Below are 22,529 nucleotides of genomic sequence, written 5' to 3' on the forward strand. Positions count from 1 at the left end.
GAAGGTTGCGAATCCGCAAAGTCCAAGGTTCAGACAGGTCAAATGAAGGCTCCAAGATGAAGATTCTGATCTCTTCCCTCATGTTCCTGGGCCTGGTGGTTGCGGCAGGAATCGTTTGGATAACGTATCCAACCTCTCTCGAATCTGAGCTCAGAACATTCCGCCCACTTCCACCAGAAACATTCAAGATGCTTCGCGACGATGCGATCGCCTTCGCTCGGGCGAACGCATTGAAAGGCATTACCATCGAAGCTGGCCCCCCGCAATCGAGCGTGTTCGAACTTCGGTGCAGAGAGGTTCCATTACTCCTGGTCGAGAACGGGCATGACCTGCTCACCCTCGATATCTTTGGATACGCAGACCGACGTGCGCCAGGCATTGCCAAGCTTCAGGATCAGACGACATCGAGACTGATCCCGGAGGGTCAGCCCGGCAAGCCCGGCCCGATTTCTGGAGGGCCCTCGGGACTGGAGGCGCTCATCATGAAGCATCGAGACGGCATCGATGTCGCGCAGCAGTGCCATTGAATCCAGGGGCGATTGAAGTGCGCCAAACGCATTGATCTCCTGACTTCGAATCCGCCGCACCCTATGCACGCCGCCTGATCGACCAGCTGGGCGTGCCCGACGTCGATGCCACCGATGGGCCGCCACTGGCGGTGGCTCTGCAGCAACAGCGCGGTGCCAGCAATGCGCGATCATCGGTGGGCAGCGTGACCACGCTGTCCAGCCTGGTGCGCATGATGTACTCGCGCGCAGGCGCCTACCCGGCCAGCCAGTTCCACCAACATGGCCACTTCACGCGAAAGCGGCTGTCGCCAGAGAGCGGGTATCGTGATCCTCTGCAGATCAAGCTTGGCCCTGAGCGCATAGTGCTTGCGGGTGACCGGCACGGTGCAGGTCAGGCGGGGACCCAGGTAGTCCTTGAACAGCGGTGGCCGCCAAGCACCCAGATGGAACAGCCGATCCTGTTTGACCGCCGCGGGCAACGGCACGTCGGACAGGTCGCTGTCCGACGCATCGGTGACCAGGCAGGGTGCATGGCGGAAGCCCCGCCTGCGCAGCAGCCCAGCCAGATGTCCGGCGCCTTAGACGGTCCCGCGCCACTGGCTCATCAGCATCTGCAGAAAGCGCTCCGCCGTGGGCGAGAGCAGGGCGCCCCGGCGACGGACGATCCCGATCGTGCGCGATACCACAGGATTGCCGATCGCGCGTGTCACCAGGGTGGGGTGGTCCCCGTCCGGCGTGGCCATCTTCGGTAGCACCGACACGCCGATACCGGCCTCGACCATGCCCAGTGACGTCGACAGGTGCGTCACCTCGTAGTGCCAGCTCAACTTGAGGTTCTCGCGCGCCAGCGCACCGTCCAGCAGCGTGCGGTTGCCGCTGGTGCGATGCACGGTGATCAGCTGGTGCGCGGCCAGATCAGCCCATTCCACCTTGCGCTTGCGGGCCAGCGGATGATCGCGTCGGCAGGCGAGGACGAAGGGGTCCTCAGCCAGTACGTCGAAGTCGAGATTGGGATCGTTGGCGCCCATGAAGTTGATGCCGAACTCGACTTCGCCACGTTCCACTGCCTGCAGACCCTCCGTCGCCGGGATATCCAGGATGCGGAAGCGCACGTTCGGGTGCGCTTCGTGGAAACGCGCCATCACGCTGGGCAGGAAGTAGAACGCCGCCGTCGGCAGGCACGCGATGGTCACGGTGGCGCCGCGGGTGTCCTCCCGGCCGCGCAGTGAGAACAGAGAGCCATCGAATTCTTCCAGCATGCGGCGTACCAGCGGCAGCAGGTTCTCGCCGACAGCGGTGGTACTGACGCTGCGCGTGGTGCGCTCCAGCAGTGGCGAACCCACGGCCTGCTCCAGCTTCTGGATCCGCCGGCTGAGTGCTGGCTGGGAGACGTGCAGGATTTCCGCGGCGCGATGGAAGCTGCGGGTCTCCGAAACCAGCAGGAACGCACGCAGATCCAGGATTTCGCAATTGATGCTCATTGGGTATCAATCATCCGAAAATCAGCAATTCACAGATCAATTGGGGTCATGCCAGTATCGAATCACAGAGGGGTCATTAATCCCCTATACGCATCAATCTAGCACACGTATGTCCAACGATCTGCTCAGCATTCCCTGCGTGCTCATGCGCGGCGGTACCTCCAAGGGCCCGTTCTTCCTGGCCAGCGACCTTCCGATGGACATCGCTGAACGCGATCGCCTGCTGCTGGAAGTGATGGGCTCGGGCCATCCGTTGCAGATCGACGGCATCGGCGGTGGCAACGCGCTGACCAGCAAGGTGGCGATCATCGACCGCTCCAGCCGTCCGGACGCCGATGTCGACTACCTGTTCGCCCAGGTACGGGTAGAGCAGCAGGTGGTGGATACCTCGCCGAACTGCGGCAACATGCTGGCGGCCGTAGGCCCGTATGCCATCGAGCGTGGGCTGGTGCAGGCGCAGGATCCGCAGACCGAGGTGCGCATCCACAACGTCAACACCGGCAAGCTGATCATCGCCACGGTGGAAACGCCGGGCGGCAATGTGGTCTACCGCGGTGATACGCGCATTGCCGGCGCGCCGGGCTCGGCCTCGCCGGTCAGGCTCTCCTTCCTTGATGCGGCAGGTGCCCGCACCGGCAAGCTGCTGCCCAGCGGGCACGCGCAGGAGACCATCGATGGCGTGCCGGTCAGCCTGGTGGACTGCGCGATGCCGATGATGCTGGTACGTGCCGAAGACCTGGGCGTGCGCGGCGATGCCCCGCCCGCCGAACTGAACGCGGACGCGGTACTCATGCGCCGGCTGGAAGCGCTGCGCATCGAGGCAGGCGCTCGCATGGGCATCGCCGACGCCGGCAACAAGGTCATTCCGAAGCCGGTGCTGCTGTCGGCGCCGCAACATGGGGGCGATCTGCAGGTGCGCTATTTCATGCCGCATCAATGCCACACCGCGCTGGCCATTACCGGCGCGGTTGGCCTGGCCACCGCCGCCGTTACGCCGGGCACGCTGGCCCACACTTTGGTCGGATGCCTGTCCGTTCCCGGCAGCATTACCCTCGAACATCCGAGCGGGGCCCTGGAGGTGGGCCTCAGTCGCAGCTCGCAGGATGCGCCGGTCGTTGCCAGCGTCGTGCGCACCGCACGCCGCCTGTTCGAGGGCCGCGTGTTTGCCACCACGCCAGCACTTGCCGTGGCCGGTTCCACCCAAGCCCGCCAATGGACGTCAGCGGCATGATCTGAACCCGGACGGGCCGGCGCAGGTGCGCATGCCCGCCATTACAACGTAGATGCTTCACTCCTGGGAGGGATGATGTACAAGCAGTTCTTGATGGCCGCGCTGTGCGCGGCTGGTCTGGCCGCGGCCGGATGCAGCAACAGCGGGCGCACCGAAGGCGCATCCGCCGGCGGTGGTGACAATGCACCGGTACGCATCAGCGTCGGCTCCTACAACCTCAACAACCTGCCGTTCTTCATCGCCGACGCCAAGGGGTACTTCAAGGACGTCGGCCTGCAGGTGAAGACCGAGAACTTCGCCCAGGGCGGCTCCAAGGTATTGCAGGCGCTGGTGGCCAATTCCACCGACGTGGCCGTCGGCTTCTACGACCACACCATCCAGATGCAGGCCAAGGGCAAGGACGTGGTGGCCTTCGTGCTGCTCTCGCGCAACTCCGGCCTGGTGATGGCCGGCCGCGAGGATGCCACCTTCGATCCGGCCCGCCCGGAGACCATCAAGGGCCAGAAGGTCGGCATTACCGCACCGGGCTCATCGTCGGATTTCTTCGTCCGTCACTTCCTCGCCCAGCACGATATTCCGGCTGACAGCATCTCGTTGATCGGCGTCGGCTCGGGCGCCGCAGCAGTGGCCGCGCTGGAGCAGGGCAAGATCGACCTGCTGGTCAACTACGATCCTGCCGCCACCCTGATCACCGAACGCAAGGTCGGCAGGATCCTCCTCGACGCGCGCAGCGACGACGGCGCCCGCCAGGTCTATGGCGGCCTCTATCCAACCTCGGTGATGTACGCCAACCAGAGCTTCCTGGACAAGCGCCCCGAAGCGGCCGAGAAGATCGCCCGCGCCGAGCAGATGGCGTTGAAGTTCATCGCCGACAACAGTGCTGAAGACATCGTTGCGGCGCTGCCGGACAACTACGTTTCTGGCGACCGCGCCACCTATGCGCGCGCGGTGGAGAACGCCCGCGCGATCTTCACCCGCGACGGTCATTTCACGCCGGCTGATCTGGAAACGCCGTTGAAGGTGCTGCGCGAGTTCAATACGGATGTGGCCAAGGCCAACATCGATCTGTCCCGCACCTACACCAATGCCTTCGTCGAGCGTGCCAACGCTGCGGCGCCGGCTGCCCAACCGTAAGCGGAGGTAACCCCATGGCCCTCAATGCCACCGTGCGCCACCTCAATGGCGCACCGCAGCTGGAGCCTGCACAGACCATGGTCGCGCTCAACAAGGTGACCATGTCCTTCGGCGAATTCACCGCCGTTCGTGATGTCGACATCCAGGTAGGTGATGGCGAGTTCCTTGCCATCGTTGGGCCAACCGGCTGCGGCAAGAGCACCATCCTCAATTCCGTGGCGGGCCTGCTGAAGCCGTCGTCCGGCCAGGTCAGCATCGACGGCCGTGCGGTCAGCGGCGTCCAGGAGTCGGTGGGCTACCTGTTCCAGCAGGACGCGCTGCTGCCGTGGAAGACCGCATACCAGAACGTTGAGCTCGGCCTGCGTTTCCGTGGCGTGCCCGAAGCCGAACGCAAGGCCAAGGCCAACGCGTGGCTGGCCAAGGTCGGCCTGGCCGGTTTCGAGCATCGCTACCCCCACCAGCTGTCCGGTGGCCAGCGCAAGCGCGTGCAGATGGCGCAGGCGTTGATCGTCGAGCCGAAGGTGATCCTGATGGATGAGCCGTTCTCGGCGCTGGACATCCACACCCGGCACCTGATGCAGAACGAGCTGCTGCGTCTGTGGCAGGAGGACCGGCGCTCGGTGATCCTGATCACCCACGATCTGGAAGAAGCGATCGCCCTGGGCGACCGCGTGGTGGTGCTGTCCTCCGGCCCGGCCAGCCGTGTCGTGCGCAGTTTCGACGTGGATCTGGAACGGCCGCGGAACGTGGCCGAGATCAAGCTGGATGACCGTTTCACCGACCTGTACCGCGACATCTGGGCCTGCCTGCGCGGCGAAGTGGAGAAGAGCTATGCACGCCAAGACTGACAAGTTCATCCAACTGGCCCTGGTTGTGGCCGTGTTCGGCGGCTGGGAGGGCGGCATCGCGCTGGGCGTGATCGATCCGTTCTTCTTCCCGTCGCCAACGGCGATCGTGCAGCAGGCCTGGACCTGGCTGTCCGATACCTCGTTCTACCAGCACGTCTACATCACGCTGACCGAAACCGCGCTGGGCTACATCATCGGCACCGGCCTCGGCGTGGCCGGCGGTGTCTGGCTGGGCCTGAGCCGCCGCTCGGCGCGCATCCTCGATCCCTTCATCAAAGGCTTCAACGCAATTCCGCGCGTGGTGCTGGCCCCGATTTTCGTGTTGTGGCTGGGGCTGGGCCTGTGGTCGAAGGTGGCGCTGGCGGTCACCCTGGTGTTCTTCACCACGTTCTTCAATGCCATGCAGGGCGTACGCGAGGTGAATCCGGTGGTGCTGGCCAATGCCCGCATCCTGGGCGCAAGCCGCAGCGACCTGCTACGCCATGTCTACTTCCCGGCAGCGGCCAGCTGGATCCTGTCCTCGCTGCGCACCTCGGTGGGCTTCGCCGTGGTCGGCGCGATCATCGGTGAGTACCTCGGCGCCTCGGCGGGCCTGGGCTACCTGATCGCGCAGGCAGAAGGCAACTTCAACGCCGTCGGTGTGTTCGCCGGCATCATCATCCTGGCCGCCTTCGTGCTGGTCATCGACGCGCTGCTGGACGTGGTCGAGAACAAGCTGATCACCTGGCGTCCCAACGCCCAGGCCCAGGCCACCAGCTGACCGGGCCGGGCTGAGCCCGCCTGCCGCGCCGCCGGGCCGATCCGGCGGCGCGCGCTTCCTCCCCCGATCTTCCCCCGCACCACCGCAACAGGCCAGCGCCGGGCCAGGGGGCCGGCTGGCCGGAGAGAGTCCATGAACCATTCCACCGTGCTGCCGCTGGCAGCGCTGTCGGTCGCGCTCGGCCTGCTGTTGGCCAGTGGCCATGCTGGCGCCCAGGCTGTTTCGTCCCCACCCGCACCATTGAGCCAGGCCGAACTCTCACGCCTGGTGCAGCAGCAGGCGCTGCAGATCCAGCAGTTGGAGGCGCGCCTGCGTGCCTTGGAGGGCGGGCACAGCACCGCCGGTGCGGCGGCCGCAACGCAGGGCCCCGCGCTGGACACCCGCGTCGCCGCACTGGAATCCAGCCAGGCCAAGGCGCCCAAGGTCACCTGGTCCAAGGGCGCACCGGAGTTCAGCAGTGCCGATGGCAGTGTGGCGTTCCGTCCGCGCGGACGCCTGTTCGTCGACGCATCCAGCACAGACGGATCGTCAGTGAGTGACCGCAACATCTCCGGTACCGAGATCCGCTCGGTGCGGCTGGGCGCCGAAGGCCGCTACGGCATCCTCGGCTGGGCGGTGGAAGGTGACTTCGCCGACAACGCGGTGGCGTGGAAGTCGGTCTACGCCACCGTGGACCACCGCCTGTTCGGGCTGCCGGCCGACCTGACCGTGGGCAACCGCCTCAACGACCGGGGTATCGACGGCTCCAGCAGCACTTCCAACACGCCGTTCCAGGACCGCAACGTGGTCGGCACGCTGATGCTGCCGCAGCGCGGGCTGTTCGGTGTCGGCCTGGCCGAGCGCGTGTACGGCAAGGACTGGCATGCCAGCCTGTCGGTGGCCGGCAACGATCTCAACAACGCCGGCACCGACAACGACAGCCAGACCTGGGCCACGCGCGTGCATTGGAACCCGGTGGCCAATGATGCGGTCACGGTGCACCTGGGGGCCTGGGCCTTCCACGAGGAGATCGCCGCAGGCGCCAGCGGCGTCGTCCGCAGTTCGGCCATCGCCGGGCACTTCAACGACCTGGTCAAGATCGCGCCGGGCACACTGCTGGGCGCCGAGCGCAGCACGGCCTATGGCGCGGAACTGGCAGGCTTCTTCGGGCCGGCCTGGGCGACCGGCGAATGGGGTACGCGCAACCTGCGCGGGGCCGACGCCAGCGGGCGCTACGATCTGGACCACCAGGCCTGGGCGATTTCGGCTGGCTGGTTCCTGGCCGGTGCAAGGCCGGCCTATTCGGGCAAGGCCGGCACCTGGGGCCGGGTCAAGGTGGCCGATCCTGTCACCCGCGGCGGTGCCGGGGCATGGGAACTGAAGGGGCGCTTCGAGGACGTGGACTATGCCGAGCTGCCCAGTGGCGGTACCGGCCACGCGTGGACGCTGGGTGCGAACTGGTATCTCAACGATTTCAGCCGCGTGATGTTCGAGGCGATCCGTTGGCAGACCCGCAACCGCAGTGGGACCGGCCAGGGCAGGGATGAAGGCACCACCTTCAATACCCGCCTGCAGGTGGCCTTCTAGAAGCGCATGCCGCTCGCGCGCCGATCAGAGCAGCAGCAATGCTCCGATCAACGCCGGCGGCATCACCAGCGCGCCGACGCGCAGGAAGTCGAGCGCGCTGACATGCTCGCCCTCGCGACGCAGCGCCACCAGCCACAGCATCGTCGCCAGCGAACCGGTGACCGACAGGTTGGGTCCCAGATCCACGCCGACCAGCAATGCGGCACGGGTCTGCGCCGGCAGGTCGGCCATCTGCCCCAGCGAACCGGCGGCCAGGCCGACCGGCAGGTTGTTGGCTACGTTGCTCAGCAGCGCAGCCGCGCCACCGGCCAGCCAGCTGGCCTGGCGGGGAGATGCCTGCGCCAGGGCCTGCAGGGCGCTGGCCGTGGTCTGGATGACACCGGTCTGCGCCACCGCTTCCACCAGCACGAACAGTCCTGCCACCAGCGGCAGCACCCCCCAGGACACGTGGCGCAGCAGTGGCAGCGGGCTGCGCCGCTGGCGGATCGCCGCCACCGCAACACTCAGCGTACCTGCGCAGAACGTGGTCAGGCCCAATGGCCCGTTCAAGGCCGACGTGACCAGCAACACGGTGCCGGTGAACAGCACGCCCAGTGCGCTCAGCCGGCCGCCGTCGGTCAACGGGCGATGCGGCGGCGCGGCCACCAGCGGCTGGGCGATCTCGCGCCGGTGCACCCAGCGCAGGACCAGGTAGGTGGCACCGATGGCCGCCGCCGACGGCAGCGCGAACTGCGCCAGCCACTGCAGCAGCGGCGGCAGGTGCTGGCCGTACACCACCAGGTTGGCCGGATTGGAAATGGGCAGCACGAAGCTGGCCGCATTGGCAATGAAGGCACAGACGAACAGGTAGGGCAGGGGATTGGCGCGCGCCGCCTTGCAGGCAGCGTAGACCGCCGGCGTCAGCACTACGGCCGTTGCATCGTTGGACAGGAACACCGTCACCAGCGTGCCGACCAGGAACACCAGGTCGAACAGGCGTCGCCCGGATCCGCCCGCATGCCGCACCGCGTACAACGCGACCCAATCGAACAGGCCTTCGCGCCGCGCCAGTTCGGCCAGCATCATCATGCCGACCAGGAACAGGTAGACGTCGCGGCCTTCGGCCACCGCACCCCATACGGTATGCAGCGACACCGCGCCCAGCAACGGCAACAGGGCGGCAGCGCCCAACGCCCACACATATTCGGGGATGCGCAAAGGACGGAACAGCAGACCGAGGGTGGCAACGGCGACCGCTGCCCAGATCACGAGGGGGGCTTGGGGGGCGAGCATGGAGTGGGGCTTCAGCGGCACCTGCAGCGACCCCGGCGCAGGTGGGGCCTGGCGCGCGCGATCAGCGGATGGGCGGCCGCTGCAATCATCGCAGGTTCCGGGTCGCCGCATCATACCGTGCGGCGCGGCATGGCGACCGCTGCCGTTGACCGCGTTGCAGGTGGGCCGGGGGGCGGCGCCCAGCCCACTTTCAGCACTCAAGCGGGCCATGACTTCAGGCACTGCTGCGTGACTACAAATGTAGTCAAGCTGCGCACACACTCATTGGACGAGATTGCGATGCCAAGATCCTGCTGGTTGTCCTGCGCCCTGGCCCTGGTGTTCGGCATCACCGGGCCCAGCCAAGCGGCGACACGTGCCGATGCCCTTGCCGCGATCGAGCGCAATGCACGCGCCGCGCATTCCGATGCGGTCCTGGTGATGCATGAGCGGGAGACGCTGCTTGAGCTGAAGCCCGCCGCCGGGCAGGAATCCGTTCACCTGATGTCGGCCACCAAGTCGGTCGTCGCGCTGGCCATTGCATTGCTGCTGGACGAAGGAAAGCTGGCTTCGATCGATACGCCGGTCAGCCGGATCTATCCCGAATGGAAGCAGGGCAGGAAGAGCGCCATTACCGTGCGCATGCTGCTGGACCATACCTCGGGCCTGCAGAACGTGGCGAACGCGGGCGAAGAGCTGGAAGGGGCCCCGGACCTGGTCAAGCTGGCACTGGCTGCCGAGCTGAGCGATGACCCGGGCAACGTGTTCTCCTACAACAACAAGGCTACCAACCTGCTGCCCGGCATTGTCGAGCGCCTGGCAGGCGAGCCTGTGGACGCGTATCTGGACGCGCGGCTGTTCAAGCCCCTGGGCATTGCCCACTACACCTGGATGAAGGATGAGGCAGGCACCCCGCTGGGCATGGCCGGGCTGTCCCTGCGCGCGGCCGATCTTGCCGCCATCGGGCAACTGTTGCTGGACGGAGGCGTGGCACCGGATGGCAGACGTCTCCTGAGTGAGCAGTCGGTCGCGTTGATGACGACCGAAAGCGCCCGTGCGCCAGATGTTGGGCTGCTGTGGTGGCGGATACCGGCCTGGGAACGGTACCTGCTCAAGCCCCGGCTGCGGGATCTGCTGGTGAAAAGGGGCGTGGACGACGACGTACAGCGCGCACTGCAGGCCAGCGCAGGGCGAGTATTCGAAAGCCGCAGCGCACTGGTCGCCTTCCTCGCCAATCAGCTGGGCGCGGACGGGTCCCAGCGCTACGGCAGCCAGATCTCCGCGCGCGGCCTGAAGCTCGCCGATCTCTACGACATCTCACGGGGACCGGTCGTCGGCTTTGCCGCCAACGGCTACCTGGGCCAATACCTGATGATCGTCCCGGAACAGCGCGTGGTCGCCGTGCGTCTGGTTCACCGGCGCGAGACCCACAGCGCTCCACAGGACGACTATCCCTCCTTCTTCGCCGATGTCCTGCAGTTGGCGCGGACACTGCAATAGGCCCTGTCGTCATCATGTCCACGCGCTCTGAACATCCTCCTGGAGCGTTCTTCACTGTCGTGCCGCTAAAAGTGGGATGACATCTTGGCCGCACACCTACTGAAGCATGTTTGATTATCAGGACTGGACCTTCCACGCCAATGGCCGCACGGTAGTGGCGCGGGTAGCGCTGGACGGCGACGGTGGCGGTACCATCAACCGCTACCAGCTGGTGCCGGGGCCGGCGCAGTCGGGGCTGAGCATCAAGGTCGCCTCCCAGGATGAGGCCGCGCAGAAACTGGAGGCCGAAGTGACCAAGCTGCTCGGGCCGGAGTGGTAGCCACGACGCCATGCCGGGCAGGGATCCGCATGGTGACGTCGGGATGACCGGCCCAGGCAACGGGCATCGCGCCGGATGCCCGTTGCGTGAGGCCGCTTACTTGGGCATCAGCACGGTGTCGACCACGTGGATGACGCCGTTGGACTGGCCGACATCTGCAATGCTGATGCCTGCCTTTCCACCCTTTGCGTCGATGACCCAGAGCTTGCCATCGTGGAGCGCCACGGTGAGAGGCTCACCCTGCACGGTCTTCAGGGTGGCCTTGCCGCTGTGCTTGCGGGCATCGGCCAGAAGCTGGGCGGAACTGTAGTTGCCCGGGACGACGTGGTAGGTCAGGATCCGGGTCAGCTGTGCCTTGTTTTCAGGCTTCACCAGTGTCTCGACAGTGCCTGCAGGCAGCTTTTCGAAGGCCGCATTGGTGGGCGCGAAAACAGTGAAGGGCCCGGCGCCGTTGAGGGTGTCGACCAGGCCGGCTGCTTTGACCGCTGCAACCAGCGTGGTGTGATCCTTGGAATTGACGGCGTTCTCGACGATGGTCCTGGTGGGGTACATTTCTGCCCCGCCCACGATGACGGTGTTGGCGGCGAAAACCGAGGAGCCGGACGAAACGAGTACGGCGAAGCCGACTGCGGCGGCGATGCGCTGAAGAGCGTTCACGGTGCGTTCCTTTCTGGATGACCCGCAAGTGCGGGCATTCTTCCTACGTCGGGTGAGCGTGACCGGATGCAGCAACGGCCGAGTCATCAGCTGTTTGGCCCGCAGGCGGTTTTGCTGCGCTGCATGGTGACAACGGCGAACCGCGGTGATTACTCTCCGCTGCAACGCGATGGTAGCGCTACCAGTCGGACGGGGATCCAAGGTCCAGGGGCTGCCTTCTTTGCCGCGTGTTTGTCCTGGCAGGCTTGAAAAGCAAGTGTAAGTCGCGGCGTGCCTGAGCACCCGTGCTGTTCGGTTTGGAATGCGGGCCACGCCCGTGCGTGCCCCTGGGAGGGGGCGGTACATCCATTCGATCGTATGTCAGAGGGGACTTTCATGAGCACTTGCAGTTTCCGCGGCACCCTGGCCCCGAGGTCCGGTTCATGAGCCGCGCATTGGCGAAGTTCCGGTCCCGGGCCATGTTCACCTTCGTGGGTGGCGCCCTGGTCATCAATCCTGCCTTTGCGCAGGACGCAGCACCGGCGACCGGGCAGCAGCCGCAGAGCCAGTCGCAGCCCACCCAGCTCGATGCAGTGCAGGTCACGGGCATACGCAACAGCCTGAGCCAGGCCATGGACATCAAGCGCGACTCGGCGGGCGTGGTCGACGCGATCAGCGCTGAGGACATCGGCAAGTTCCCCGATACCAATCTTGCCGAATCGTTGCAGCGCATCACCGGCATCTCCATCGAGCGCCGTGACGGCGAGGGTGCGCAGGTGACCGCGCGTGGCTTCGGTCCGCAGTTCAACATGGTCACGCTCAATGGTCGGCAGATGCCGGGTGCCGATGCATTCGGTGCCTCTGGACAGGTCGCCATCGGCGGTGTCGACGGCGGCACCCGCGCCTTCAATTTCGCGCAGCTGGCCGCCGAGGCCATCAATGGTATCGAGGTCTACAAGACCAGCCAGGCACAGGTGCCCAGCGGTGGCATCGGTGCGACGATCAACATCCTGACCTCGCGCCCGCTCGATCACGCCGGCATCGTGGCCAACGCCGGGGCGAAGCTGGTGTCCGACCAGAGCCAGCCGTTCGACAATGACCTGACACCGGAGCTGTCGGGCATCTTCAGCTACAGCAATCCGGAAAAGACCTTTGGCGTCAGCCTCAGCGCGAGCCAGCAGAAGCGCAAGGGTGGCTCGGTGCAGGCCACGGAGAACTACTGGAACGTGCAGCCGTGGACAGGGTCGATGCCGGGCAATCCGAACGTGGTCAATGCCCCGGCCGTCGGCCAGCTTTACGCGCGGCCCAACGACCTGCGCTACGCGTTCTCCGAATTCGAGCGCGAACGCGTCAACGGCCAGGCCGTGCTGCAGTTCGCACCGACGGACAGCCTGACCCTGACCGTGGATTACACCTACTCGACCAACGAGATCACCGAGAATCGCGGCGAGCAGGGCATGTGGTTGCAGAACAGCAACTACACCAACGTCGAGTTCGACACCAGTGGCGCCGTCGCGACGCCGGTATACATCCGTGAAATCGCCGGCACCAAGGATTTCGGCCTGGAACAGCAGCGCAGCATGCAGGAGTACAAGCTGGGTTCGCTGGGCTTCAATGCCGTCTGGAATGTCAGCGACCGCTTCAAGCTCAGCTTCGATGCGCACAACTCGAAGAACGAGAGCCGCCCGAATGACCCGCTCACCGGCGGTGGTTCGATCTTCATGAGCATCGCCGGCACCAACAACTGCACCCGTGGCCCGCATTGCGGTGGCTCCTGGGTGCAGGAGTTGAACTTCAACAATGGCCTGCCGGTTGGCACCCAGGTCTGGTATCCCAGCACCGCCGATGCGCTCGCCGGGACCAATGGCGTGGTCAATCCGGGCTTCCAGGAAGGCGAGGTCGGCACGCAGGTGCTGCGCGTCAACGCGCAGACCCAGATCAGCGAGATCAAGCAGGCGCGCGTCGATGGCGAATGGAACTTCGACCACGGGCGCTTCCAGTTCGGCGTGGACACCAACAAGTCCACCACCCACCGCATCCAGGCCGCCGAGGCCTACTCGACCTTGGGCGACTGGGGCGTGGCCAACGTGGACCGGGATACCGCCGCAGGCCTGATGGACCTGCTGCAGCCGGTCAGCATCGTCGGCCTGTTCGACGACTACAGTGCCAACAGCTGGCCCGCCTGGCGCGGCAATGCCGGGCAGCTCGCGCAATGGGCATCGCGCGAGTACGGCGTCGGCCTGGGTGTGAACCCGCAACGCGCGGCCGACAACTTCGTGGAAGAGAAGACCAAGGCGGCGTACTTCCAGGTGGAGCTGGACGGGGAGCTGGGTGGCATGCGCACCAACACCCGCCTGGGCGTGCGCTATGAAACCACTGACGTGGTGTCGACCTCGGTCATTGCCGTCCCCGAGTCCATCGAGTGGCAGGCCAACAACGATTTCCGCATCGTGCTGTCCGATGAGCAGCAGCCCTTCACGGAGAAGGCGCGCTACAGCTACATCCTGCCCAACCTTGATTTCAGCATCGACCTCACCGAGGAGCTGAAGGGCCGCGTTTCGTTCGGCAAAAGCATCGCCCGCGCGCCGTATGGCAATCTCTATGCGGGACCCGGGGCCCAGCAGCCGTTCGGCTCGGTGCTGATCGATCCCTCGTCGCGCGCCAGCGGCAACTCGCAGAACCCGAGCCTGAAGCCGCTGGAATCGGACAACCTCGACCTGGGGCTGGAGTGGTACTTCGCCGACGCCAGCTATGTGTCATTGACCTACTGGAACAAGTCGGTCAGCAACTTCATCGGCAACACCGTCGTGCAGGAAAGCCTGTACGGCCTCACCGACCCGACCTCCGGGCCGGATGCGCGGGCGGCGTTGGACTTCCTGACCAGCGGCGCCTGCGTCGCTCAGGTCGGGCCGGCCAATGCCGCTGCCTGCTCGGCCAACGACACCTCGCTGTTCACCGCACTGGCATTGCTGCGCAACAATCCTGCCGGCCTGGGCGCCTACAACGGCACTGATGCGCAGGTGCTGGCCACCGAAGCGGCCTACGATCTGTATGGGCAGCCCAACGACCCGCTGTACCAGTTCAACGTCAATCGCCCGATCAACCAGAACAAATCCAAGCTGCATGGCTGGGAGCTGGGCGGACAGTACTTCTTCGGCGACACCGGCTTCGGCGTGCTGGCCAACTACACCGTGGTCAAAGGCGATGTCGGCTACAACAATGGCGGTGACCCTGGCATCGACCAGTTCTCGCTCACCGGCCTGAGCGATACCGCCAACGCCATGCTGATGTACGAGAAGTACGGGTGGTCGGTGCGCCTGGCATGGAACTGGCGCGACCAGTACCTGATCCTGGCCAACCAGGGCTCCAGCCGCAATCCTTACTATGTGGAGCCGTACGAGCAGTGGGATCTCAGCGTCAACTACGCGCTGGATGACCACTGGTCCTTCAGCCTGGAGGCGATCAACCTGACCGGCGAGGATGTGCGGTGGCGCTCGCGCACGTCGCAGATGATCGTCAAGCTGGCAGACCAGAGCCCGCGCTACATGCTGGGCGTACGCTACAAGTTCTGAGCCTGGTTGCCGATGCGTCCGGCACGGCACCGCTGCCCGCCAGCGGTGCCGTGCCGGGACGGTGTCGCCGCACCTGTCGCGCCTGCGCTACGCTGCCGGCCAGCCACCCCGCACTGGACTGGATACCCTGATGGCCCGCTATGAAATGCTCAACAACATCGCGCATCGGGACCTGAAGGTCGCCACCGGATTCGGGCCGCAGTTCGGCGATGCCGTGGGCATGGTGCCGGCCTATCCCAGCGAGTTCGCCGAACTGCAGCGTGAGTATCCGATCTTCCTGCGCAGGGAAGCCGGGACGGGAGCGTGGCAGTCCGTGGCCCTGCTGGGTTTCGAACAACACGAGAACCTGTTCCTGCTGGACGGGCGCTGGAATGCCTCCTACCTGCCTGGCGCGGCCGCCAAAGGGCCGTTCCTGATCGGCTTCCAGGAGCACTACGTGGATGGCCTGCTCACCCAGGATGCGGTGATGCACGTGGACCTGGACCATCCGCGCGTCACCGCCGGCGTCGGTGAGCCGCTGTTCCTGCCGCAGGGCGGCAACACCCCTTACCTGGACCACATCGCCGGGGTGCTGCGCGGCATCCACGAGGGCAGTGCCTTCGCGGCCGGTATGTTCACGATGCTCGACGACTGCGGCCTCATCCAGCCGGTCACGCTCGACGTGCAGATCGCGCCGCACCACCGGGTGAGCGTGAGCGGATTGCACGGCATCGACCGCGAGCGCCTGGCGGCGCTGGACAGTCCGCGCCTGGCTGCGTTGAACCGCGCCGGTTACCTGGAAGGTGCATACCTGATGCTTGCCTCGCTGCATAACATGCGCCGCCTGATCGCCGAGAAGCAGCGCCGCCTCCGCGTGCAGGACGGCACCGCGCAGGCGGCCAGGAACTGACCGGTGCACGCCCGCCTGCCGATGGGGATCCTGGAAGGCATCGATCCTGCCGCCTTGCCATTGGCTGACCTGGTGGAGGCCGGTGAGCCGGTTGTACTGCGCGGCATCGCCAGCGGTTGGCCGCTGGTCCAGGCCGGACTGGGCGGGGTCCAGGACGCAATGGCGTACCTGTGCAGCGTCGATGCGGGTGCGCCCATCCAGTACTCGTTCGGCGGCCCCGAGATCGGGGGGCGCCCGTTCTACAGCGCGGACTTCACCCGGTTGAACTTCGAAGTGCGACGCGGCGTGCTGGCCCAGGTGCTGGAAGAGATCGCCATGACGCTGCATGCACCGCAACCGCCAACCTACTACGTGGCCTCGCTGCCGATCGCGCGGGCACTGCTGCCGGCATTCGCGCAGGCCAACGATGCCGGTCTGGCCAAGCAGGGCATCGACGCCACCGCCAGCATCTGGATCGGCAACCGGGTGACGGCCTCGTGCCATTTCGACACACCCGACAACCTCGCCTGCTGCGCGGTGGGGCAGCGCGAGTTCACCCTGTTCCCGCCCGCCCAGATCGACAACCTCTATCCGGGCCCGCTCGATCCCACGCCGGGCGGACAGGTGGTCAGCGTGGTGGACTTCGAACAGCCTGACTTCGATCGGCATCCACGTTTCCGCGAGGCGCTGGCGCACGCGCGCAGTGCGGTGCTTGGGCCCGGCGATGCGATCTTCATTCCCAGCATGTGGTGGCACCATGTACGCAGCCTGGAACCGTTCAACGTGCTGGTGAACTACTGGTGGCGAAGCTCACCGGCCTGGCTGGGATCCGCGCTGGCGGCGCTGCACCACGCGATGTGGGCCGTGCGTGATCTGCCGGCGCGCGAAAAGCAGGCCTGGGAAGGGCTCTTCCGCTACTACGCATTCGGCCCTGGCGAGCGCGCGGGGCAGCACCTGCCTGACGCCGCGCGAGGGGATCTGGCACCGTTTGACGAGCAGCGCGCCCGCCGCATGCGCGCGATGCTGCTGGGCAGGCTCAACCGTTGAGTGAGGGCACCATGTTGGATACCCAGAGCACGCCTTCAGGGCGCATCCGCAAGGTGGTCATTGCCGGTGGCGGTACGGCGGGTTGGCTGGCCGGCTGCGCGCTTGCGCACCAGTTCCGTGACCAGCTGGAGATCACGCTGGTCGAGTCTGAGCAGATCGGCACGGTCGGTGTCGGTGAGTCCACTGTGCCGCCGATCCGCACCTTCCACCGCTTCCTGCAGATCGACGAGCAGGAGTTCCTGCGCGCGGTGGCCGGCACCTTCAAGCTGTCGATCTCGTTCGAGAACTGGCGCCTGCCGGGCGATCGCTTCTTCCATCCGTTCGGCACCATCGGCCATGGCACCTGGGCGGCCCCCTTCCATCACTTCTGGCTGGACAGCCTGCGCCGCGGCATGCCCTCGGACCTGGGCGACTTCTGCCTGGAGAGCATCGCCTCTCGTGGCGACCGCTTCTCGCTGCACACCCAGCCGCAGGCCAGCTATGCGTATCACTTCGATGCCGGGCTGTATGCGCGGTTCCTGCGCGGTAGGGCCGAGGCCCACGGCCTGCGCCGGATCGAAGGCCGGATCGCCCAGGTCAGGCAGCACGCGCACGACGGGTCGGTGCAGGCGCTGGTGCTGGACGACGGCCAGGTGATCGAGGGCGATCTGTTCATCGACTGCACCGGCTTCCGCGGCCTGCTGATCGAGCAGGCACTGGGCACCGGCTACGAGGACTGGCACGAATGGCTGCCGTGCGACCGGGCCGTGGCGGTGCAGACCGAAGCGGTGGCGCCGCCGGTGCCCTATACCCGGGCGATCGCCCACGAGGCGGGGTGGCGCTGGCACATCGCGCTGCAGCACCGCGTTGGCTGCGGGCTGGTGTATGACAGCCGCCATCTGTCCGATGACGAGGCCGCCGCGAAACTGCTGCGCGATGCCGGGGCTCCACCCTTGCGCGATCCATGGAAGGTGCCGTTCCGCAGTGGACGCCGGCTGAAGGCCTGGAACAGGAACGTGGTGTCGCTCGGGCTGGCCAGCGGCTTCATCGAACCGCTGGAGTCGACCAGCATCCATCTGACGATCAGCGCGGTAGTGCGCCTGATCCAACTGTTCCCGTTCGACGGCATCAGTGCGTCGCTGGTGCAGCTGTACAACGATGTCAGCCGCCAGGAAATGGAGCACGTGCGCGACTTCATCATCCTGCACTACCACGCCACGCAGCGCAGCGAACCGATGTGGAAGGCCTGTCGCGAGATGCGCGTGCCCGAGTCCCTGCAGCAGCGGCTGCAGGCGTGGCGCGAGCGTGCGCATGCGTGGCAGGACCCCGGCGAGCTGTTCCGCGTCGAATCCTGGACCAGCGTGCTGCTCGGGCAGGGCATCGCGCCCGGTCCTGCGCACCCGCTGGCGCAGGCCGTGGGTGATGCCGATCTGCGCACCTTGTTGAAGGGCATCCAACGGCCTGTGCAGCAGGCCGCCGCGCAGATGCCGGCGCAGGCGGAGTTCATCGCGCAGTACTGCAGGTCCGGCGTGGACGTGTGGCGTTCGACGGCAGCAAGCGCGTAGCAGGCTTTTGCGTTGCAGCACGCTTTTTCCGCTGCAGCTGGTTACAGTGCGGCAACACCGCTGGCGATGACGCGCGCGGTGGCAACGAGGGGGCCGGACACCACGCCCCCTTTTTGAGTCCACGGAATGTTAGCGCTACCTTTTTGTTGATCGGAGGCGGTTTCGATGGGTCTGGTTGCAGGGATCGATGCAGGGACGCAGAGCCTGAAGGTGCTGGTCTATGACCCGCGGAAGCAGGCGGTGGTGGCCTCGGCCAGCGCACCGCTCGCGCTGGACAGCGGTGCCGACGGCAGCCGCGAACAGGCGCCGGCCGACTGGGTGTCGGCCCTGCGCGACTGCTTTGCCCGGATCGATCCCTCGCTGCGCGCACGCATCGTTGCGCTGGCGGCATCGGGCCAGCAGCATGGGTTCGTGCCAGTTGGCGATGATGGCCAGGTACTGGCGCCGGCCAAGCTGTGGTGCGACACCAGCACCTCGGTCGAATGCATCCAGATCATGGAGGCCGTGGGCGGGTTCCAGCGGACCATCGCGCTGGCGGGCAATCCGATCCTGGCCGGCTACACGGCCTCCAAGCTGCCCTGGACCCGGACCCATCGTGCCGACGTCTATGCGCGGCTGGCGACCATCCTGCTGCCACACGACTACCTGAATTTCGTGTTGACCGGGCAGCGGTTCTGCGAGCTTGGCGATGCGTCCGGCACCGGCTGGCTGGACGTGCGCACACGCACATGGTCGCAGGAACTGCTGCGCGCAACCGATCCTGATCGTGATCTTGCTGCCTGCCTGCCGCCGATCGCTGCGCCCGATGCCCTGTTCGATATCGCGCCGAAGGCCGCGGCCGCGCTCGGGCTTGCAGCGGCGGTGAAGGTGGCCGTTGGCGGCGGCGACAACATGATGGCGGCGATCGGCACCGGCTGCGTCACGGAAGGGCGGCTGGCGATGAGCCTGGGAACCTCCGGAACGCTGTTTGCGTATTCCGGCTCGCCGGTGATCGATCCGGATGGCGCGTGGGCGGCGTTCTGCTCGTCCACGGGGGGCTGGCTGCCGCTGATCTGCACCATGAACTGCACCGTGGCCACCGAACGCGTGGCCAGCGCCTTCGGTTTCAGCAGCCGCGACGGCGACGCGCATCTTCGCGCAACGCCGCCGGGGGCAGGGGGCCTGGTGATGCTGCCGTTCCTCAATGGCGAACGTACCCCTGACCTGCCGCTCGGCAAGGGTGTGCTGGCTGGCCTGGATACCGCCAATTTCACCCCGGCGCATGTCTACCGCGCCGCCATGGAGGGCGCGACCTACAGCCTGAAGTACGGCTACGACGCCTTCGTCCGCGCGGGCATGCAGTTCGATCGCATCGTGCTCACCGGCGGTGGCAGCAACAGCGCTGCCTGGCGTCAGCTGGTGGCCGATGTGTTCGGCCTGCCGGTGGAGGTCCCGATGCAGGCCGAAGGCGCGGCGTTTGGTGCGGCACTGCAGGCGCTGTGGGCGCTCGCCCGGGCGCAGGGAGACGCCACCTCGATCAGCGACATCACCGCGCGCCACGTCACCGTCGATCCCGCGCGCTCCGCACGCCCGGATCCGGACCACAGCGATGCCTATGCACGGGCCTACGCACGCTTCCTCAGCCATCTTGATGCCATCACGCCACTGCAGCGCGGCTGATGGCTCCTCCACGACATCCCGCACAACGACAGGAGCACGCACCATGAGCACGCAGCCCTTCATCGGCGCCAAGGAATACTTCCCCGGCGTCGGCCGCATTCCGTTCGAGGGCAAGGGCTCGGACAATCCGCTTGCCTTCAAGGTCTACGATGCCAGCCGGGTCATCGGTGGCAAGACCATGCAGGAGCATCTGCGCTTCGCTGTGTGCTACTGGCACACCTTCTGCAATGCCGGGCACGATCCGTTCGGCCCGGGCACCCGGCAGTTCCCGTGGGAGGCCGCCTCGCCACTGGCCACGGCCGAAGCAAAGGTGGACGCGGCGTTCGAGTTCTTCACCAAGCTGGGGGTGCCGTACTGGTGCTTCCACGATATCGACCTGGCGCCGGATGCCGACGACATCGCCCAGTACCAGAAAAACCTCTCGCATATGGTGGGCCTGGCCAAGGCGCGCCAGGAGGCCACCGGCGTCAAGCTGCTGTGGGGCACGGCCAACCTGTTCTCGCACCCGCGCTACATGAACGGCGCATCGACCAATCCCGACTTCGCGGTGGTCGCGCGTGCAGCCGTACAGGTCAAGGCCGCCCTGGAGGCCACGGTCGAACTCGGCGGCGAGCACTACGTGTTCTGGGGCGGGCGCGAAGGCTATGCGTCGCTGGCCAATACCCAGATGAAGCGGGAGATCGAGCATTTCGCGCGCTTCCTGACCATGGCACGCGACTATGGCCGCAGCATCGGGCTGAAGGGCAACTTCCTGATCGAGCCCAAGCCGATGGAGCCGATGAAGCACCAGTACGACTTCGACAGTGCCACGGTGGTGGGCTTCCTGAAGGAACACGGGCTGGACAAGGACTTCAAGCTCAACATCGAGGCCAACCACGCCACGTTGTCCGGCCATACCTTCGAGCACGACCTGCAGGTCGCGTCCGATCATGGCCTGCTCGGCAGCATCGATGCCAACCGCGGCAACGCACAGAACGGTTGGGACACCGACCAGTTCCCCAGCGATCTGTACGACACCGTGGGCGCAATGCTGGTCGTGCTGCGTCAGGGCGGGCTGGAGGGCGGGTTGAACTTCGATGCGAAGGTGCGCCGTGAGTCGACCGACCTGGAGGATCTGTTCATTGCCCATATCGGCGGCATGGATGCGTTCGCACGCGGACTGGAGGTTGCCCATGCATTGCTGACCGAGTCGCCGTGGGAGCAATGGCGTGCGCAGCGCTACGCGAGCTTCGATTCCGGCGCCGGCCAGGATTTCGAGCGTGGCACGCTCAGCCTGCCGGACCTTGCGGCACTGGCCGCCCGCCTCGGCGAACCGCGCCAGGCCAGCGGCAAGCAGGAGCGTTACGAAAACCTGCTCAACCAGTACCTGCTGCGCTGAGCGCGGCTACGGTGCACTCAAGGGGATGGGGATGAACCAGGCAGCGGGCAGCGGTGAGAACACGCGGCTGATCGTACTGATCAGCGTGGTGGCGACGATTGGCGGTTTTCTGTTCGGCTTCGACAGCGGCGTGATCAACGGTACCCAGGATGGCCTGCACCAGGCGTTCCGGTCCGGTGAATGGATGCAGGGGTTCGAGATCGCGTCGATGCTGCTGGGCTGTGCGGTGGGCGCGTTCAGTGCAGGCCGGCTGGCCGATCGCCTGGGCCGCCGCAACGTGCTGATCCTGTCGGCAGTGATGTTCCTGCTGTCGGCACTCGGTGCCGGGGCGGCGGTCTCGTCGGCCTGGTTCATTGCCGCGCGGGTGGTGGGTGGATTCGCGGTCGGCGCGGCCAGCGTGATCTCGCCGGCCTACATTGCCGAGGTCGCTCCGGCCCGTTACCGCGGACGCCTGGCTACCGTGCAGCAGATCGCGATCATCACCGGCCTCACCGCCGCGTTCCTGTCCAACTACCTGCTGGCGGCCGCAGCGGGCGCGTCGACCGAACCGCTGTGGGGCGGGCAGGCCGCCTGGCGCTGGATGTTCTGGATGCAGGCCGCGCCATCGCTGGTGTTCCTGCTGTTGTTGCTGACCATTCCGGAGAGCCCGCGCTACCTGGTGGTGAAACGACGCAAAGACGACGCCCTGCGGGTACTGACCCGGCTGCTGGGCAGCGACAAGGCCAGGGCCACGCTCGAGGAGATCGATGCCTCGCTGTCCAACGACCATCATCGCCCGCGACTGTCGGACCTGAAGAGCACGCTGACCGGGCGGATCCGCCCGATCGTGTGGGTCGGCGTCGGGCTGGCCTGCTTCCAGCAGCTGGTCGGCATCAACGTGGTGTTCTATTACGGCGCCGTGCTGTGGCAGGCGGTCGGCTTTTCCGAGAACGATGCGCTGCTGATCAACGTGCTGTCCGGCGCACTGAGCATCGGCGCCTGCGTGGTCACCGTGCTGCTGATTGACCGGATCGGCCGCAAGCCCCTGCTGTGGTTCGGCTCGGCCGGGATGTCGCTGTCGCTTGCACTGGTGGTGGTGGCGTTTGCCAGCGGTTCGCTGGCCGACGGGCATCTGCAGCTGCCCGGCCGCATGGGCACGCTGGCGCTGGTGGCGGCCAATGCCTACGTCGTGTTCTTCAATCTGTCCTGGGGGCCGGTGATGTGGGTGATGCTGGGCGAGATGTTCC

At 66.2% G+C, this 22,529-nt stretch carries 18 protein-coding genes; 15 read left to right on the forward strand and 3 right to left on the reverse strand.

Features of this window, described 5'->3' with window-relative positions; all coding sequences use genetic code 11:
- Window positions 1-56 precede the first annotated feature (56 nt).
- Window positions 57-527 carry a hypothetical protein gene (locus HMPREF3114_RS03845; RefSeq protein ID WP_070489153.1) on the forward strand — a complete coding sequence of 157 codons (471 nt, stop codon included), beginning with the start codon at window positions 57-59 and terminating at the stop codon, window positions 525-527.
- A 560-nt stretch (window positions 528-1,087) separates the two neighbouring features.
- Here the strand turns inward: HMPREF3114_RS03845 and HMPREF3114_RS03850 are convergent.
- The gene (locus HMPREF3114_RS03850) at window positions 1,088-1,990 is read right to left on the reverse strand and encodes a LysR family transcriptional regulator (protein ID WP_070489156.1); all 903 of its coding nucleotides are present in this window, start codon (window positions 1,988-1,990) and stop codon (window positions 1,088-1,090) included.
- A gap of 109 nt (window positions 1,991-2,099) precedes the next feature.
- On the opposite strand from HMPREF3114_RS03850, the gene HMPREF3114_RS03855 reads away from it, so the two are divergent.
- The 5 genes from HMPREF3114_RS03855 (at window position 2,100) to HMPREF3114_RS03875 (ending at window position 7,529) form a co-directional block, all read left to right on the forward strand.
- Window positions 2,100-3,221, forward strand: a complete 1,122-nt coding sequence (locus HMPREF3114_RS03855; protein ID WP_070489159.1) for a 4-oxalomesaconate tautomerase — start codon at window positions 2,100-2,102, stop codon at window positions 3,219-3,221.
- 75 nt (window positions 3,222-3,296) lie between these two features.
- Window positions 3,297-4,355 carry an ABC transporter substrate-binding protein gene (locus HMPREF3114_RS03860; protein ID WP_070489222.1) on the forward strand — a complete coding sequence of 353 codons (1,059 nt, stop codon included), beginning with the start codon at window positions 3,297-3,299 and terminating at the stop codon, window positions 4,353-4,355.
- 14 nt (window positions 4,356-4,369) lie between these two features.
- The gene (locus HMPREF3114_RS03865; protein WP_053496569.1) at window positions 4,370-5,203 is read left to right on the forward strand and encodes an ABC transporter ATP-binding protein; all 834 of its coding nucleotides are present in this window, start codon (window positions 4,370-4,372) and stop codon (window positions 5,201-5,203) included.
- Window positions 5,187-5,963, forward strand: a complete 777-nt coding sequence (locus HMPREF3114_RS03870) for an ABC transporter permease (protein WP_005409726.1) — start codon at window positions 5,187-5,189, stop codon at window positions 5,961-5,963. Before HMPREF3114_RS03865 ends, HMPREF3114_RS03870 begins: the two co-directional genes overlap by 17 nt.
- Before the next feature lie 132 nt (window positions 5,964-6,095).
- Window positions 6,096-7,529, forward strand: coding sequence for an OprO/OprP family phosphate-selective porin (locus HMPREF3114_RS03875; protein WP_070489162.1), 1,434 nt, complete (start codon window positions 6,096-6,098; stop codon window positions 7,527-7,529).
- 24 nt (window positions 7,530-7,553) lie between these two features.
- Here the strand turns inward: HMPREF3114_RS03875 and HMPREF3114_RS03880 are convergent, their stop codons facing one another.
- Window positions 7,554-8,801 carry an arsenic transporter gene (locus HMPREF3114_RS03880; RefSeq protein ID WP_070489165.1) on the reverse strand — a complete coding sequence of 416 codons (1,248 nt, stop codon included), beginning with the start codon at window positions 8,799-8,801 and terminating at the stop codon, window positions 7,554-7,556.
- Between the two features lie 297 nt (window positions 8,802-9,098).
- Between HMPREF3114_RS03880 and HMPREF3114_RS03885 the strand changes: the two genes are divergently transcribed.
- Window positions 9,099-10,280, forward strand: a complete 1,182-nt coding sequence (locus tag HMPREF3114_RS03885; protein WP_070489168.1) for a serine hydrolase domain-containing protein — start codon at window positions 9,099-9,101, stop codon at window positions 10,278-10,280.
- A 106-nt stretch (window positions 10,281-10,386) separates the two neighbouring features.
- Window positions 10,387-10,599, forward strand: coding sequence for a hypothetical protein (locus tag HMPREF3114_RS03890; RefSeq protein WP_005416609.1), 213 nt, complete (start codon window positions 10,387-10,389; stop codon window positions 10,597-10,599).
- 96 nt (window positions 10,600-10,695) lie between these two features.
- Here the strand turns inward: HMPREF3114_RS03890 and HMPREF3114_RS03895 are convergent, their stop codons facing one another.
- A complete protein-coding gene (locus tag HMPREF3114_RS03895) occupies window positions 10,696-11,256 on the reverse strand; it encodes a fasciclin domain-containing protein (RefSeq protein ID WP_053496573.1) in 561 nt (186 codons plus the stop codon).
- 422 nt (window positions 11,257-11,678) lie between these two features.
- On the opposite strand from HMPREF3114_RS03895, the gene HMPREF3114_RS03900 reads away from it, so the two are divergent.
- The 7 genes from HMPREF3114_RS03900 to HMPREF3114_RS03930 all read left to right on the forward strand — a co-directional run.
- Window positions 11,679-14,807: a TonB-dependent receptor gene (locus HMPREF3114_RS03900; protein ID WP_053496574.1), complete on the forward strand. Its 3,129-nt coding sequence runs from the start codon at window positions 11,679-11,681 to the stop codon at window positions 14,805-14,807.
- Between the two features lie 130 nt (window positions 14,808-14,937).
- Window positions 14,938-15,696 carry a SapC family protein gene (locus HMPREF3114_RS03905; protein WP_053496691.1) on the forward strand — a complete coding sequence of 253 codons (759 nt, stop codon included), beginning with the start codon at window positions 14,938-14,940 and terminating at the stop codon, window positions 15,694-15,696.
- Between the two features lie 3 nt (window positions 15,697-15,699).
- Entirely contained in the window at window positions 15,700-16,722 is a 1,023-nt protein-coding gene (locus tag HMPREF3114_RS03910; protein WP_080375027.1) for a cupin-like domain-containing protein, read from the forward strand.
- A gap of 11 nt (window positions 16,723-16,733) precedes the next feature.
- Complete coding sequence (locus HMPREF3114_RS03915) at window positions 16,734-18,266, forward strand: tryptophan halogenase family protein (protein ID WP_053496693.1); 1,533 nt, start codon at window positions 16,734-16,736, stop codon at window positions 18,264-18,266.
- A gap of 165 nt (window positions 18,267-18,431) precedes the next feature.
- Window positions 18,432-19,925, forward strand: a complete 1,494-nt coding sequence (xylB, locus tag HMPREF3114_RS03920) for a xylulokinase (RefSeq protein ID WP_070489171.1) — start codon at window positions 18,432-18,434, stop codon at window positions 19,923-19,925.
- A 43-nt stretch (window positions 19,926-19,968) separates the two neighbouring features.
- Window positions 19,969-21,303 carry a xylose isomerase gene (xylA, locus tag HMPREF3114_RS03925; protein ID WP_053496576.1) on the forward strand — a complete coding sequence of 445 codons (1,335 nt, stop codon included), beginning with the start codon at window positions 19,969-19,971 and terminating at the stop codon, window positions 21,301-21,303.
- A gap of 31 nt (window positions 21,304-21,334) precedes the next feature.
- On the forward strand, window positions 21,335-22,529 hold a 1,195-nt coding region (locus HMPREF3114_RS03930), incomplete at its 3' end, for a sugar porter family MFS transporter (RefSeq protein WP_256337628.1).

The sequence above is a fragment of the Stenotrophomonas sp. HMSC10F07 genome (genome assembly GCF_001807895.1).
GTDB lineage: Bacteria > Pseudomonadota > Gammaproteobacteria > Xanthomonadales > Xanthomonadaceae > Stenotrophomonas > Stenotrophomonas sepilia.